Below are 15,057 nucleotides of genomic sequence, written 5' to 3'. Positions count from 1 at the left end.
CATGGACGCAGCCACCCAGATGGTGATCGACGGCCAGCAGGCCTTCGGGATGATCAACGCCATCCTGTGGACGATGCTGCGCACGGGCGCGCTGCTGATGGCCGCGCCGCTGATCGGCACGCGCGCGGTGTCGGTGCGGGTGCGCGTCATCATCGCCGGCGCGCTGGCGATGGCGCTGGCCCCGCTGCTGCCCGGCACGCCGGACCGCATCGCCTTCGATGCCAGCACCGTGCTGAACGTGGCACGCGAACTGGCGGTCGGCGCGAGCATGGGCTTCATGCTGCGGCTGGCCTTCGAGGCCGGCGCGATGGCGGGCGAACTGATTTCGCAGGGCACCGGCCTGGCCTTCGCGCAGATGTCGGACCCCTTGCGCGGGGTGAATTCCGGTGTCGTCGGCCAGTGGTTCTACCTGGCCTTCGGCCTGCTGTTCTTCACCGCCAACGGCCACTTGGCGCTGGTGTCGCTGCTGGTGGACAGCTACCGCTCGCTGCCGATCGGCACCGCGCTGCCCGATGTCCAGCAGATGCTGGAAGTGGCGCCGATGCTGTTCACCCATGTGCTGCGGGCCGCCGTGGGGCTGGCGCTGCCGGTCATGGTGGCGATGCTGGCGGTGAACCTGGCCTTTGGCGTGCTGGGCCGCGCTGCGCCGGCCCTCAACCCCATCCAGCTGGGCCTGCCCACCGCGCTGCTGCTGGGCCTGTTCCTGTTGGCCTTGCTGGCCGGTGAGCTGGGCCCGCCGGTGCAGCGGATCTTCGATGTGTCGTTCGACGCGGCGCGGCAGCTCACCGCATGAGGGCATGACAGTCACGTTTGTGAAACGGTGCGGGAACGCACAGTTGGCGGCTTTGCAGCGTGTGTCTCATATTGAAGTGCGTCGCCGGTTCCACTAAATGGATGAATGTGTGCAGAATGGGGGCAAGGGAGTTGCGACATACGCCTGCGCACGGACGGAACCGATCCCGCCCGACGCCGGAACGCTTCTCCCGCGAACCGGAGATTGCCGTGCACCACAGCCCGACCCACAAGCGACGCACCAGTCAGGAAACGCGTGAAGCCGTGCTGGCCGCGGCACGCCGCCTGTTCTTCACCAAGGGTTTCGACCAGACCACGCTGATGGACCTGGGCGAGGAAACCGGGCTGAGCGCACGCGGCGTGATCCTTCACTTCGAGACCAAGGCCGACATCATCGCCACCCTGCTGATCCGCGATTACACCGCGCGTCGGGCACCGATGGTGGAGCGTCCGCAGGGCTCGACGCACGCGCAGCGTATTCTGGATTTCTATTTCTGGATGGCGCGCGAAGACGCGGCCAACTTCATCGCCTTCCCGGCGCTGTGGAGCGTGTCGGCGCGCTGGTCGCCGACGGTCGAAGCCGAAATGAACACCGCGCTGCGCCGCATGCGCGAACCGGTGCGCCTGGAACTGAGCCGCGGCATGGGCGCCGGCGAGTTCCGTGGCATCGACATCCAGCATGCCGACGAAATGATCTGGCAGAGTTACCAGCACGGTCTGCGCGCCGTCGCCGTCAACGGCGGCACGCCGGCGATGGCGGTGCCTCAGGTATTCAAGACACTGGAAGCGCTGTCGGCCTGACGCGCGACGCGCCGGATCGCTGCAAACAGAACGGCCTCCTTGCGGAGGCCGTTCTTCGTTCGAACCGGCAACGGCTCAATCGCGTCCGTTGCCCTTGCCATTGCCCTTGCCGCCGTTGCCTTTCCCGCTGTTGCCGGGACCCTTGTCGCTGTTGCCCTGCCCGTGCCCGCCGTGATCGCTCTTGGCCGGACCGGCCTGCGGCTTTGCGCCGTTGCCGCCCTTGCCGTGGCCCGGACCGTGCCGGGACCAGTCCACGCTGACACGCTGATCGACGCGGACGGGATAGCCCCAGCGGTCGTACGTGCCGACCGTACCGTTCTTCAACGCATGGAAGGCGGGCGAGCCGGGCTTGATGCCCATCTGCTTGGCCAGGTTGCCCCACCCTTGGCCCGGGTCGCGCTCATAACGCTGCACGACCTCCAGGCAGGGAATGCGGAGCGCCCTGGCGATGGCACAGGCGAAGTACACGTCGGCCGGCGCCCAGTCGCGACGATCGAGCAGATCCAGCACCAACGAACGCGGTGCGCCGTAATGCCCCGTCATCTCCGATACGAACGGGTCGCGGTAACGTCGCCCGTAATCGTTGATCTCGCCCAAACGCGTATCCACCCACACATCGCCGGTGCGGATGTTGTAGCCCACCGTCTGCGCGTATACCGGTTGGCCGGCGGCCATCGCCATCCCCAACGCCGCTACCCATGCCGCCATCTTCATCGTCTTCATGACCGTCCTCGCCCGCTGCGGAGGCGGCAGTTTTCGCAGGCTTGCATGAATGCGCAGTGACGGTGCTGCCTGCTTGCACGATGCACGCACCCTCGGTCGATCAGTGGACGCCCAAGCGTGACCTCCATCACTCTCGTCTCACAGTTAACGCCTACACTGCGCGGGGCGCCGGGGTGGCGCCTGTCCCTGCCCCTTCCGAGCGACGAGTCGCAGACTCGCGACTCCCGCAACCGCACTCGAGATGAAGCCGAAACACCGCGACTTCCGCCTGGACATCATCGTCCTGCTGGGCTCGATCACGGCAGTGACGATCGCCTCGTTCGGCGTCTATCGCGGCTGGCAGGGACAGTGGTCGCAGGCAGGGTTCGATCTGGCGGTGGTCCTGGCCGTCTCCGCACCCGTGGTGTACGCGTGGCGTACCGGCGACAGTCTCCGCGCCGGCAACGTGCTGGCGGTGCTCAATTCCGTCGCGACGTTCGGCGCCTGCCTGCTGCTGGGCCATACCGCGCTCACCTGGACCTACCTGGTACTGCTGACCAACTTCTTCATCGCGCACCGCTGGGTGGCGGTGGCGTGCAACGTGCTGCTGATCGTCGGCATGCAACTGATCCCGGGCTTCTTCCACGACGTCGTGCACGCCGCGTCGGTCTTCGTCAGTGCCGGCATGATCACCGCGTTCTCACTGATCTTCGCCGCGCGCACGCAGGACGACCGCGCCCACCTGGAGCGGCTGGCGGCGGTCGATGCACTGACCGGCGTCCCGAACCGCCGCAGCATGGAGCGCGCCCTGGCCGATGCCGTCGGCCGCTTCCAGCGTGGCGAGCGCCGTTTCGGACTGGTCGTGCTGGACCTGGACCATTTCAAGGACGTCAACGACCAGTACGGGCACGCCGCCGGCGACGCCGCCATCGCCGACCTCGCCTCGATCCTGCGCTTCGAGATGCGCCGCAACGACCAGGTGTTCCGCTTCGGCGGCGAGGAATTCGTGACCCTGCTCGAACTCGACAGCACCGAGGATCTGGAAGCGGCGGCCGAGCGCCTGCGCAAGGCCGTGCGCGGCAGCCTTCGCGGCCCCGGCGGACGCATCACCATCTCGCTCGGCGCCGCCCTGCTGCGCGAACAGGAAAAGACTTGGCACGACTGGTTCTCGCGCGCGGACGCCGCGCTCTACCGCGCCAAATCGGCCGGCCGCGACAGCTACGTGATCGCGGACGACTTGTTCTAGTGCGAGTGAAGAGGAGTGAGGAGTGAGGAGTGAGGAGTGAGGAGTGAGGAGTGAGGAGTGAGGAGTGAGCAAAGTGTGCTATCGCTCAACGCTCACTCCCCGCCCCATCACTCACGTCTCGCTTTTACCCCACCACCACCGGTACAGCACCGGCAGCACCACCAGCGTCAGCAGCGTCGAGGACACGATGCCGCCGATCACCACCGTCGCCAGCGGCCGCTGCACTTCCGATCCCGCGCCGACGTTGAACGCCATCGGCAGGAAACCGAGCGAGGCGACCAGCGCGGTCATCAGCACCGGGCGCAGGCGACCGAGTGCGCCGTCGACGACGGCCTGATCCAGCCTCAGCCCCTGCTCTCGCAGCTTGCGGATGAAGGCGATCATCACCAGGCCATTGAGCACCGCCACGCCGGACAGCGCGATGAAGCCCACGCCGGCGGAGATGGAAAGCGGAATCCCGCGCAGCGCCAGCGCCACCACGCCCCCGGTCAGCGCCAGCGGCACGCCGGTGAACACGATGGCGGCGTCCCTGGCCGAACCGAAGGCCCAGAACAGCAGCGCGAAGATCAGCAGCAGCGTCGCCGGCACCACCACGGCGAGCCGCTGGCTGGCCGAGATCAACTGCTCGAACGTGCCACCGTACTCGATCCAGTAACCGGCCGGCAGCGTCACGTCCGTCGCGACGCGTGCGCGCAGATCCTCGACGAAGCCGCCCAGGTCGCGACCGCGCACGTTGGCCGTCACCACGACGCGGCGCTTGCCGTTCTCGCGATTGATCTGGTTGGGTCCAAGCGTGGTCTCGATCTTCGCCACTTCGCGCAGCGGCACGGTGGCGGGCGTGCCCGAGCGCCAGCTTGCGGCGCGCGTGGACTCGTCCTCGTTGCCGGCACCACCGAGGGGAATGGGGAGATCGTGCAGCGCAGCGGGGTCCTGCCGCATCGCTTCCGGTAAACGCACCACGATGTCGAAGCGGCGATCGCCCTCGAACAATTGTCCCGCCACCTCGCCCCCCACCGCGGTCGCCACGGTGTCCTGCACGTCGCCGGGATTCAATCCGTAGCGGATCAGCGCCTGACGGTCCGGCGTGATGGTGAGCAGCGGCAGACCGGTGGCCTGTTCGATGCGCACGTCGGCTGCACCGTCCACGGACTTCGCGAGCGCCTCGATGCGCTCGCCGACCTCCACCAGGGTGCCGAGATCGTCCCCGTACAGCTTGATCGCGACGTCAGCGCGCACGCCGGAGATCAGCTCATTCATCCGCATCTGGATGGGCTGGGTGAACTCGTAGTTGTTGCCCGGGATCTCGGCGACCGCTTTCTCGATCTCCGCGACCAGCGTGGCCTTCGACTTGCGCGGGTCGGGCCATTCTCTGCGCAGTTTGAGCATGATGAAGGTGTCGGCCACCGACGGCGGCATGGGATCGGTCGCCACCTCCGCCGTGCCCAGCTTGCCGAACACGCGGCGCACTTCCGGGAACTGCGTGATCCGCGCTTCCAGCGTGGACTGCATCCGCACCGCCTGGTCCAGGCTGGTGCCGGGGATGCGCATGGCATGCATGGCGATGTCGCCTTCGTCCAGGCTCGGCACGAACTCCGTTCCGAGTCGCGTCGCCAGCAGGCCACACACCACCACCAGCGCGAACGCAGCGCCGACCACGATCCTACGCGTACGCAATCCCCACGCCAGCACCGGCGCATAGGCGCGACGCGCCCAGCCCATCAACTGCGTCTCCTTCTCCTGCACGCGCCCGCGCAGGAACAGCGCGATCGCCGCCGGTACGAAGGTCAGCGACAGCACCATCGCCCCACTGAGCGCCAGCACCACGGTGACGGCCATCGGGTGGAACATCTTTCCCTCCACGCCGGTGAGCGCGAAGATCGGCAGGTACACCGCCGTGATGATGCCCAGGCCGAACAGGCTGGGCCGGATGACCTCGGCCGTCGCGGATGCCGTGGCCTCCCGCCGCTCCTCGTCCGTCAACAGGCGCCCCAGCCGGTGCTGCAGTTCGCCGAAGCGACGCAGGCAGTTCTCGATGATGATCACCGCACCATCAACGATCAGGCCGAAGTCCAGCGCGCCCAGGCTCATCAGGTTGCCCGACACGCCGCCACGCACCATGCCGGTGAGGGTGAACAGCATCGATAGCGGGATCACCGCCGCGGTGATCAGCGCCGCGCGCACGTTGCCCAGCAACAGGAACAGCACGACGACGACGAGGATCGCGCCCTCGACCAGGTTCTTGGCCACGGTGCGGATGGTGCGGTCGACCAGCGCCGTCCGGTCATACATCGGCTCCGCGCGCACCCCCGGGGGTAGGCTGCGGTTGGCTTCGGCCAGACGCGCGGCGACGGCCTGCGACACCTCGCGGCTGTTGGCGCCGATCAGCATGAAGGTGGTGCCCAATACCACCTCTTTGCCGTCGAGCGTCGCCGCGCCGGTGCGCAGCTCCGGGCCCTCGCCTACCTGCGCCACGTCGCGCACGCGGATCGGCACGCCATCGCGGCGGTCCAGCACGATGTCCCGGATGCCGTCGAGGTCGGCCACCTGTCCCGGCGCACGCACCAGGAACTGCTGCCCATTGCGTTCGATATAGCCGGCGCCGACGTTGCGGTTGTTGCGCGCCACCGCCTGCACCACGTCGTGCAGGGTGAACCCCAGCGCCACCAGCCGCGCCGGATCGGGGGTGATGTGGATCTGTCGGGCGAAGCCCCCGATGGTGTTGACCTCGGTCACGCCGGGCACGTTGCGCAGTTGCGGACGCACCACCCAGTCCTGCAGCGTGCGCAGGTCAGTGGCGGTATACGGCCTACCGTCGTCCTTGCGCGCCGTCGCCTCCGCTTCGAGGGTATACATGAAGATCTCGCCCATGCCGGTGGCGATGGGCCCCATCTCCGGCGCCAGTCCGGCCGGCAGCTGCGATTTCACCTGCTGGATGCGCTCGCCGACCTGCTGGCGGGCGAAGTAGACATCGGTGCCGTCCTTGAACACCACCGTCACCTGCGACAACCCGTAGCGCGAGATCGAGCGCGTGTAGTCCAGCCCCGGCAGACCGGCGAGCGCGGTTTCCAGGGTGAAGGTGACGCGTTGTTCGGCCTCCAGCGGGGAATAGCCGGGCGCCTCGGTGTTGACCTGCACCTGCACGTTGGTGATGTCGGGGGTGACGTCGATCGGCAGCCTGCCGAAGCTCCATGCGCCCACCGCCACCAGGACCAGCGTCAACGCCATCATCAGCCAACGTTGCCCGATGGCGAAGCGCAGGACACGCTCCAGCACACCGCCGGATGCGGGAATGCCGGGATCAGTGGTCATGCGAGGCCCCCGATTTCTCGATGTCGGCCTTCACCAAATAGCTCTGTTCGACTACCACCTGGTCGCCCGCCTTCAAGCCTGCGCGCACTTCGACGCGCTGCGCGTCGCGCTGGCCCAGCTCGACCGGCCGGATCTCGTAGGTGTCGCCGACGCGCACGAACACCACGTCCCAGTCGCGGAACGTCTGCAGCGAGGCCAGCGGCACGACCATCGCCGCCGGCTGCTGCTCCACCGTGATGCGCGCCTTCACCGCGGAGCCGGGACGCCACAGGCCATCGCTGTTCTGCAGCGTCGCGCGCGCCACTGTGCTCTGGCTGGCGGTGGCGGTGCCGGGCAGCACGCGTTCCAGCGTGGTCTGCGCGGTGGCGCCATCGGCCAGGCGCGTCACCGTGACCGGCACGCCGGGCACGATGTGCTGGGCATCCGCGCCAAAAACATGCAGGTCCACCCACAGGGTGGACAGGTCGGCGATCTCGAACAGCGTGGCACCCTCGCCCGCCACGCTGCCGACGCCGGCGTTGCGCGCCAGCACCACGCCGCCGATCGGCGAGGTGACGGAATACGTGGTCAGGCTGAGGTTGCTTTCGATGGTCGCCAGCGCCTGTCCGGCCCGTACGCGGTCGCCGACGTTGACCGACAGCCGGCGGACCGGGCCGGGAAAGCGTGCGGCGACGTTGGCAACGCGGCCTTCCACCGGCGTCAGCAAACCCTGCACTTCGTGCTCGTCGGCGATCGTGCCGGCCTGCACCGGGGCAACGCGGATGCCGGAATCCTCGGCGACCTTCGCGCCGATGGTGGTGCGGCCTTCGTAGCTGTCGTACGTCCAGCGCAGCCGCCTGCCTTCCACCTTCGCCAGCACCTCGACATCGAACGAATGCGGTTCGCCCACCACGCTCTTCGCCAGCAGGCTGCCGTCGGCCTGTGGATGCAGCACGTGCGTCTCCCGCACGTTGCCCAGGCGGACCAGGCGGACCTCCACGCTGCCCGCCTTGGCCGGCAATGGCCTGCCGTCGCGGTACAGCCAGGCCTGGTAGGCCGGCGGCGTGCCGGCTTCGGCGATCGCCAGTTCGACGGTGACGCCGTCCTGCGTCAGCAGGCGGCCGCCGTGTTCGCCGCGAGCGGCCTCTTCTGCGTCGTGCTCTTCTCCGCCATGCCCTTCGCCTTGGTGGCCCCGGTTACCGTCGACGTGGTCGTCCTTGCCCCCGCCACAGGCGGCCAGCATCAACGAAAGCGCCATCGCGCTCATGAGGGGATGCCATGTCATGGGGTGGTTCCTTGTTCTGAAGCGGTGGGCGCGGCGACGAACGCCTGCCCGGTGAGCCGCTGGATTTCGATGAGGGCCGCCTGCGCATCGAGCGCGGTGTCCAGCTGCTGGCGACGGGTCGCCGTGGTCTCGGACTGCAGCTGCGCCCATTCCAGGTAGCTGATGGCGCCGGCACGATAGGCGCGCTCGGCCGCCTGTTCGGCACGCAGCAGGCGTGGCAGCACGTCGTTGCGCGTGCGCTGCACGTCGAGTTGCGCCACCCGATAGCGGCCATGCGCATCGGTCAGCGTGGAGTACAGCGCGATGTCGCGTGATTCGCGCTCGATCTCCAGTGCCGCCAGGTCCGCCTCGGCGGCACGGATCTCCGGCCCCGCGCGACGCTTACCGCCCAGCGGCAACGACATACCGCCGACCAGCGCGGTATCGGCACTGTCCTGCATCCGGCGCACGCCTATCTGCCAGTCGAGGTCGGGCGTGGACGCGGTCCGTGCCAGCCGGACACGGGCCTCACGGATACGGCGTTCGTCGGCGAACTGCGCCAGTTCCGGCGTGCCGTCCAGCAGCGATCCCAGTGCGTCGACGTCGTCGATCGCCGGCAGCGCCAGCGGGTCGCCGGCCGCCACCTCGAAGCGCGGCGCGCGCTCGCCCCACAACGCTGCCAGGTGCTGACGCGCCGCGGCCTCCTGCTGGTCGGCACGCAGCAGCGCCAGTTCGGCACGCGCCAGCGCCGCCTGCGCGGTCAGCACGACCGACTCGGGCGAGGCGCCGGCCTGCAGACGCTGGCGGGCGGCAACGACGGTGCGCCGACGCTGCGCGATCTCCTGCGTGGCGATGCTCCGCTGCGCGCGCGCGCCGGTGACGGCCAGATAGCGACGGGCGACATCCGCCAGCAGGTCGAGCCGCTGGGTTTCGCGTTGCATGGCCAACGCGTCGATGCGCGCCTGTGCCAGCGTCCGTCGCGCGTCGAGCTTGCCGCCGCGCTCCAGCACGCCCGCCAGCGTCAGCGTGGCTTCGGCCTGGCGGAAGCCGTTCGCATCGCCGGTGCCGAGCACGTTCTCGAGATCGAGCCCGACGCGTAATGCGGGCCGCAGAAGTGCGACCTCGCGTTCGGCCAGCAGGATGTCGGTACGCGCGCCGAACAGGCGCAGGTCGGGATGGGCGCTGGCGACACGCGCGATGGCGTCGTCCAGCGTCAGGGTTTCAGGGGGAACAGCAGGCGATGGCACCTGTGCGTGCACGCACGGCGCCATCGCGAAGGCGGCCACTGCCGCCAGTCGCAACCACATGGGAAGTCTCCGGAACGTCGTGTGAGGGAACGCGGGCGACCTGAGGTCAGCCCGGCACGGCCATCACACGGCGATCGGAGGACGCAGCAACGACGCAGGCCGCGCAGGCGGCAACGGCATCGCGTCGGTCGCAGGCGCGACGGACGGCAGCAACATGCCCTGCACCAGCATCGGTGCCGGCACAATGGCGGTCAGGTGGCCGCAACAGTGGCTGGCATGCATCAGCGCATGCAGCAGGTCGCCCTCGCCCGCGTCGCCATCGGCGTGACCGTGGTCGGCGTCGGCGTGGTCGCTCACCGCATGCAGATGCTCGTTGCCGTTGCCGAGCTCGTGAAGGTCTCCGAGCGAGGCCAGCACCGGATTGGCCAGTACCGCGAGCAGCAGCACCGCCAGCGCCGGCAGGCGCAGCAGGAAGAAACGGCGGTGGCGGAGGACGCGGAGCATCGTGCGCCATGCTAGCCGTCCTCGGCTCCGTTAGACAATTCCACGCCGGGTTCCCGTCCCCGACTGGAACAGCTCTTGCACGACAGGCTCCGACCCCGTCGGAAATGCGCCATGTCTGAGCAGGACGAAAGCGGCGAACGCACTGAACTTCCTACCGAAAAACGGCTTCGCGAAGCCCGCGAGCAAGGCAACATCCCGCGCTCGCGCGAGCTGGCGACGGCGGCGGTGTTCGGGGCGGGCGTGCTGGCGATCATCGCGATGGGGCCCGGCCTGGCGCGCAATGCGCTGGGCTGGATGAAGATCGCGCTGACGCCCGACCCCATGCTGATGCGCCAGCCGGACCAGCTGTTCGGCCATGTCGGCCTGTTGCTGCTGAAGCTGGTGGCGGCGGTCGCGCCGGTGGCCGGCATCTGCGTGCTGGCCGGTCTGGCGGCACCGGCGCTGATGAGCGGACTGCAGTTCTCGCAGAAGTCGCTGATGCCCGACTTCAAGCGCCTCAACCCCGCGACCGGTCTCAAGCGCCTGTATGGCGCGGAAAGCATCGCCGAGCTGCTGAAGTCGCTGCTGCGCGTGGCGCTGATCGGCGGCGCGGCAGCGATCTGTCTGAAGCCGGGTTTGGATCCGCTGCGCGAGCTGCTGACCATGCCACTGGAGCAGGCCGTGCGCAGCGGCCTGTCGTTCACCAGCACGCTGCTGCTGGCCACCACGGGCGGGTTGATCCTGCTGGCCGCCATCGACGCGCCGTACCAGAAGTGGAACTGGCTGCGAAAGCTGAAGATGACGCGCAAGGAGCTGCGCGACGAGATGAAGGAAAGCGAAGGCAGCCCGGAGGTGAAGGGCCGCATGCGCCAGTTGCAGCACCAGATGTCGCAGCGGCGGATGATGGAGGAGGTGCCAACCGCCGACGTCATCGTGGTCAACCCGACCCACTACGCCGTGGCGCTGAAGTACCAGGCCGGCCAGATGGGCGCGCCCACCGTGGTCGCCAAGGGCGTGGACGAAATGGCCCTGCGCATCCGCGAACTGGCCGACGCCCACCGCATCGCCATCGTCTCCGCGCCGCCGTTGGCACGCGCCTTGTATCGGGAAGGCCAGCTTGGCCGGGAAATCCCCGTGAGAATGTACGCCGCCGTCGCCCAGATCCTCTCCTACGTCTACCAACTGCGTGCCTGGCGCGTGGGCGAAGCCCCGCTGCCCGACCAGCCGACCGTCGACATCGATGAGCACGGAGGCAAGGCATGAGCGCGCAACCCGCCGGCGGGCTGCGCTGGATGGAGATGCTGAAGAACGGCCTGGGCGCGCCGCTGGTCGTGCTGGCGCTGCTGGCGATGATCGTGGTGCCGCTGGCGCCGCCGGTGCTGGACGCGCTCTTCAGCTTCAACATTGCCATCTCGCTGGTGGTGCTGCTGGCGGTGATCTACGTGAAGCGGCCGCTCGACTTCACCATCTTCCCGATCATCCTGCTGATGACCACCATGCTGCGGCTGGCGCTGAACGTCGCGTCGACCCGCGTGATCCTGCTCAACGGCCAGAACGGCCACGACGCCGCCGGCAAGGTCATCGCGGCCTTCGGCGAATTCGTGGTGGGCGGCAACTACGCCGTCGGCATCGTGGTGTTCGCCATCCTGACCATCATCAACTTCGTGGTAATCACCAAGGGTGCGGGCCGCATCGCCGAGGTCTCGGCGCGCTTCATCCTGGACGCCATGCCCGGCAAGCAGATGGCCATCGACGCCGACCTCAACGCCGGCGTGCTGACCCGCGAGGAGGCCAAGGCCCGCCGCGAGGAAGTGCGCGCGGAAGCCGACTTCTACGGCTCGATGGACGGCGCCAACAAGTTCATCCGCGGCGACGCCATCGCCGGCATCCTGATCCTGTTCATCAACCTGGTGGGCGGCTTCGCCGTGGGCATGTTCCAGCACGGCATGCCAGCGGCCGAGGCCGCTTCCACCTACACCCTGCTGTCGATCGGCGACGGCCTGGTCGCCCAGCTGCCGGCGCTGCTGGTGTCGTCGGCCGTGGCCATGCTGGTGACGCGCGCCTCGCGCTCGGAAGACATGGGCCAGGCCGTGATGGGCCAGGCCTTCGGCCAGCACAAGGCGCTCGCGGTCGCGGCTGGCGTGCTGGGCCTGGTCGGGCTGGTGCCCGGCATGCCCAACGTCGCCTTTTTGACGCTGGCCGCCGGCATCGGTTACCTGGCCTGGAAGATGTGGAAGCGGACCCAGGAAGGCCCGGACGGGCCGGCCGGCGACGTGCCCGCCCTGCCCGGCCCGGGCGCCCCGGACCGCAATGCCGAACTGACCTGGGACGAGCTGCGTCCCGTCGATCCGCTGGGCCTGGAAGTGGGTTACCGGCTGATCCCGCTGGTCGACAAGAACCAGGGCGGCGAGCTGATGTCGCGCATCAAGGCGGTGCGCCGCAAGCTGACCCAGGACCTCGGTTTCCTGGTGCCGCCGGTCCACATCCGCGACAACCTGGAACTGCCGTCGAACGGCTATCGCCTGCTGGTGCACGGCGTGCCGGTGGCGTCGGCGGAGATCCATCCGGACCGCGAACTGGCCCTCGACCCGGGCGGCGCGTTCGGCACCATCGACGGCATCCCCGGCAAGGACCCGGCGTTCGGCCTGGACGCGGTGTGGATCCAGTCGCACCAGAAGGCCACCGCCGAATCGCTGGGCTATACCGTGGTCGACCCGGCCACGGTGATGGCCACCCACCTCTCGCATCTGGTGCGCGAACACGCGCCGGAACTGCTGGGCCACGAGGAAGTGCAGCAGCTGCTGTCGCAGTTGGCCCGCAGCGCGCCGAAGCTGGTCGAGGACCTCACCCCGAAGGCGCTGCCATTGGCCACCGTGGTGCGCGTGCTGCAGAACCTGCTGATCGAGCGCGTGCCGATCCGCCAGCTGCGCCGCATCGTCGAGGCGCTGGTCGAGTTCGCCCCGCAGAACGCCGATCCGGCCGCGCTGACCGCCGCCGTGCGCACCTCGCTGGGCCGCTTCATCGTGCAGGAAATCTCCGGCATGGCACCGGAACTGCCCGTCTACACCTTGGCGCCGAATCTGGAACGCGTCTTGCAGGACAGCACCCAGGGAACCGGCGCGGCGCTGGAACCGGGACTGGCCGAACGCCTGCACCAGAGCCTCGCCGACGTGGTGACCAAGCAGGAAGCCCGCAGCGAGCCTGCGGTGGTGCTGGTACCGGGAACGGTCCGCGCCGCCCTCGCCCGCCTGGTCCGCCACAGCGTCCCCTCGCTGTCGGTGCTGGCCTACAGCGAGGTTCCCGAGGACAAGCGGCTGAAGCTGGTGGGGACGATCAGTTGAGAGCCGGGATTGGTGAGTGGGGATTGGGGATTCGCAACGGCGGATTTCCCGGGATCGGAGAGAGATGGCATGGCAATGAAACGTGGAACAAACCCTCATCGACGAAAACGGCGGCGTGCCGAGCCTTGCTGTTGCCCTGACGAATCCCGAATCCCCACTCACGAATCCCGGCCCCTGACATGAAAATCAAACGCTTCGTCGCCGCCGACATGCGCACTGCCTTTGCGATGGTCCGGCAGGAACACGGGCCGGATGCGGTGATCCTGTCCAACCGGGTCACCGAGGACGGTGTCGAGATCGTCGCCGCCAGCAACTACGACGAAGCGCTGGTGCAGCGCACGCTGGAAGCGATGCGCCCGGCTGCGCCCGCGGCGCCGCTGCATCCGCTGCTGGATCCGGCCACGCCGGCCGCGGCCGCGAATGCACCCGCGCTGTCGCCGGCGCAGGCCGCGGCCAGCTACTTCGCCCGTCGCCAGTCGGCGACGCCCGCGGCGCCGCACGCCGAGATCGCGACGCCGGCACCGGTCGCCGCCGCCGCGGTTACCGTTGCCCCGCCTTCGCCGGTCGCCGCACCGCGTGCGCCGGTGGCTCCGGCCGACCGCGTGCAGGCACCGGTGACGCGCGAGATGGCACCGCTGCTGATCGAACCCGAATCCTTCGCCGCCAAGCTGGCGTCGTGCCTGCCGCCGGCGCCGGCGAACGAGCCCGTCGCTCCGCGCCGTCCGGTCGTACCGCGCGCCGACGCCGACGACACCCTGGACCTGGACGCGCTGCTGCCCTCGATCGCGCCGCCGGTGTCGCTGCCCGAACCCGAACCCGCGCCGGTGGCCACTCTGCATGCCGCCCGCACGCCGGCCATCGCACCCGTGGCGGCCCCGACCACCGTCACCGTGCCCACGCTGAGCGTGGTCACCGACAACGCCGCTCAGGCGCGCGAGAGCGACGAGCAGCTGGTGCAGATGCGCGGCGAACTGTCTGCCATGCGCGAGATGATCGAGCGCGAGATGCACCGCCTCACCGACGAACGCCTGCGCGGTTCGCCGGTGCGCATGCAGGCGATGGAACTGATGGAGGACTACGGCTTCGACGCCGGTATCACCCGCGACATCGCCCTGCAGATTCCGGCCGATACCGAAGCGCACCGCGGTCGCGGCCTGATGCTGGGCCTGCTGTCGAAGAAGCTGCCGGTGCTGGACACCGACCTGCTGGACACCGGCGGCGTGATCGCCCTGGTCGGCCCCACCGGCGCCGGCAAGACCACCACCATCGCCAAGCTGGCCGCCTGCTTCGCGCAACGCCACAACCCGCGCGACGTGGCGCTGGTGACCACCGACACCCTGCGCGTCGGCGGCCGCGAGCAGCTGCACGGCTACGGCCGCCAGCTCGGCATCGCCGTGCACGAGGCCGACAGCGCGCAGACCCTGGCCTTGGTGCTGGAACGCCTGCGCGACTACAAGCTGGTGCTGATCGACACCGCCGGCCTGGGCCAGCGCGATCGCAACCTGGTCGGCCAGCTCAACTGGCTGCGTGCCTCCGGCCAGGTGAAGACCCTGCTGTGCCTGCCGGCCAATTCGCACTTCTCCGACCTGGACGAAGTGGTCCGCCGCTTCAGCACCGTGCAGCCGCAAGGCGTGGTGCTGACCAAGCTGGACGAAACCGGCCGCCTGGGCAGCGCACTGAGCGTGGTCGTCGACCACCAGCTGCCGATGACTTGGGTGACCGACGGCCAGCGCGTTCCCGACGACCTCCATCGCGCCAACAGCGCCCACCTCGTGCTGCGGCTGGACCAGCTGCGCCGCGAAGCCGACGAACCCTGCTCGACCGAGGCCACCCATGTCGCCTGACCATCCGCTGCAGACCAATCCCCGCAGCACCCCGCCGTTGCCCGGCGCC

At 69.0% G+C, this 15,057-nt stretch carries 11 protein-coding genes; 6 read left to right on the top strand and 5 right to left on the bottom strand.

Annotated elements, in window-relative coordinates; translation table 11 throughout:
* Nucleotide 1 precedes the first annotated feature (1 nt).
* Together fliR and ASD77_RS16555 are read left to right on the top strand one after the other, a co-directional pair.
* Entirely contained in the window at nucleotides 2-793 is a 792-nt protein-coding gene (gene fliR / locus ASD77_RS16560) for a flagellar biosynthetic protein FliR (protein ID WP_055944508.1), read from the top strand.
* Between the two features lie 209 nt (nucleotides 794-1,002).
* Nucleotides 1,003-1,593, top strand: a complete 591-nt coding sequence (locus tag ASD77_RS16555; protein WP_055944506.1) for a TetR/AcrR family transcriptional regulator — start codon at nucleotides 1,003-1,005, stop codon at nucleotides 1,591-1,593.
* A gap of 75 nt (nucleotides 1,594-1,668) precedes the next feature.
* On the opposite strand, the gene ASD77_RS16550 is transcribed toward ASD77_RS16555, so the two are convergent.
* On the bottom strand, nucleotides 1,669-2,316 hold the full coding sequence (locus ASD77_RS16550; RefSeq protein WP_156383703.1) for a hypothetical protein: 648 nt from the start codon (nucleotides 2,314-2,316) through the stop codon (nucleotides 1,669-1,671).
* Between the two features lie 241 nt (nucleotides 2,317-2,557).
* Between ASD77_RS16550 and ASD77_RS16545 the strand changes: the two genes are divergently transcribed.
* Entirely contained in the window at nucleotides 2,558-3,541 is a 984-nt protein-coding gene (locus ASD77_RS16545; protein WP_082563388.1) for a GGDEF domain-containing protein, read from the top strand.
* A gap of 111 nt (nucleotides 3,542-3,652) precedes the next feature.
* Here the strand turns inward: ASD77_RS16545 and ASD77_RS16540 are convergent, their stop codons facing one another.
* The 4 genes from ASD77_RS16540 to ASD77_RS16525 form a co-directional block, all read right to left on the bottom strand.
* Complete coding sequence (locus ASD77_RS16540; RefSeq protein ID WP_055945086.1) at nucleotides 3,653-6,814, bottom strand: CusA/CzcA family heavy metal efflux RND transporter; 3,162 nt, start codon at nucleotides 6,812-6,814, stop codon at nucleotides 3,653-3,655.
* Between the two features lie 25 nt (nucleotides 6,815-6,839).
* Nucleotides 6,840-8,114 carry an efflux RND transporter periplasmic adaptor subunit gene (locus ASD77_RS16535; protein ID WP_055944501.1) on the bottom strand — a complete coding sequence of 425 codons (1,275 nt, stop codon included), beginning with the start codon at nucleotides 8,112-8,114 and terminating at the stop codon, nucleotides 6,840-6,842.
* On the bottom strand, nucleotides 8,111-9,400 hold the full coding sequence (locus ASD77_RS16530) for a TolC family protein (protein WP_055944498.1): 1,290 nt from the start codon (nucleotides 9,398-9,400) through the stop codon (nucleotides 8,111-8,113). The genes ASD77_RS16535 and ASD77_RS16530 overlap by 4 nt, the downstream gene beginning before the upstream one ends.
* 63 nt (nucleotides 9,401-9,463) lie before the next feature.
* On the bottom strand, nucleotides 9,464-9,844 hold the full coding sequence (locus ASD77_RS16525) for a hypothetical protein (RefSeq protein WP_055944495.1): 381 nt from the start codon (nucleotides 9,842-9,844) through the stop codon (nucleotides 9,464-9,466).
* Between the two features lie 111 nt (nucleotides 9,845-9,955).
* Between ASD77_RS16525 and flhB the strand changes: the two genes are divergently transcribed.
* From flhB to flhF, 3 genes are all read left to right on the top strand, one after another.
* Nucleotides 9,956-11,086 (top strand): flagellar biosynthesis protein FlhB, encoded by a 1,131-nt coding sequence (flhB, locus tag ASD77_RS16520; RefSeq protein WP_055944492.1) that lies wholly within the window; start codon nucleotides 9,956-9,958, stop codon nucleotides 11,084-11,086.
* Complete coding sequence (flhA, locus tag ASD77_RS16515; protein WP_055944489.1) at nucleotides 11,083-13,164, top strand: flagellar biosynthesis protein FlhA; 2,082 nt, start codon at nucleotides 11,083-11,085, stop codon at nucleotides 13,162-13,164. The genes flhB and flhA overlap by 4 nt, the downstream gene beginning before the upstream one ends.
* Nucleotides 13,165-13,343: 179 nt before the next feature.
* On the top strand, nucleotides 13,344-15,008 hold the full coding sequence (gene flhF, locus ASD77_RS16510; protein ID WP_055944486.1) for a flagellar biosynthesis protein FlhF: 1,665 nt from the start codon (nucleotides 13,344-13,346) through the stop codon (nucleotides 15,006-15,008).
* Nucleotides 15,009-15,057: the final 49 nt, after the last annotated feature.

The organism is Pseudoxanthomonas sp. Root65, assembly GCF_001427635.1.
GTDB lineage: Bacteria > Pseudomonadota > Gammaproteobacteria > Xanthomonadales > Xanthomonadaceae > Pseudoxanthomonas_A.
This window is presented reverse-complemented; position numbering and strand designations above follow the sequence as displayed.

Bases quoted from the DNA above. Each gene is read 5' to 3' on its own strand.
- ASD77_RS16545 (WP_082563388.1), top strand. From the start codon at position 2,558: ATGAAGCCGAAACACCGCGACTTCCGCCTGGACATCATCGTCCTGCTG.
- ASD77_RS16530 (WP_055944498.1), bottom strand. From the start codon at position 9,400: ATGTGGTTGCGACTGGCGGCAGTGGCCGCCTTCGCGATGGCGCCGTGC.
- ASD77_RS16525 (WP_055944495.1), bottom strand. From the start codon at position 9,844: ATGCTCCGCGTCCTCCGCCACCGCCGTTTCTTCCTGCTGCGCCTGCCG.
- flhA (WP_055944489.1), top strand. From the start codon at position 11,083: ATGAGCGCGCAACCCGCCGGCGGGCTGCGCTGGATGGAGATGCTGAAG.
- flhF (WP_055944486.1), top strand. From the start codon at position 13,344: ATGAAAATCAAACGCTTCGTCGCCGCCGACATGCGCACTGCCTTTGCG.
- ASD77_RS16535 (WP_055944501.1), bottom strand. From the start codon at position 8,114: ATGACATGGCATCCCCTCATGAGCGCGATGGCGCTTTCGTTGATGCTG.
- flhB (WP_055944492.1), top strand. From the start codon at position 9,956: ATGTCTGAGCAGGACGAAAGCGGCGAACGCACTGAACTTCCTACCGAA.
- ASD77_RS16550 (WP_156383703.1), bottom strand. From the start codon at position 2,316: ATGAAGACGATGAAGATGGCGGCATGGGTAGCGGCGTTGGGGATGGCG.
- fliR (WP_055944508.1), top strand. From the start codon at position 2: ATGGACGCAGCCACCCAGATGGTGATCGACGGCCAGCAGGCCTTCGGG.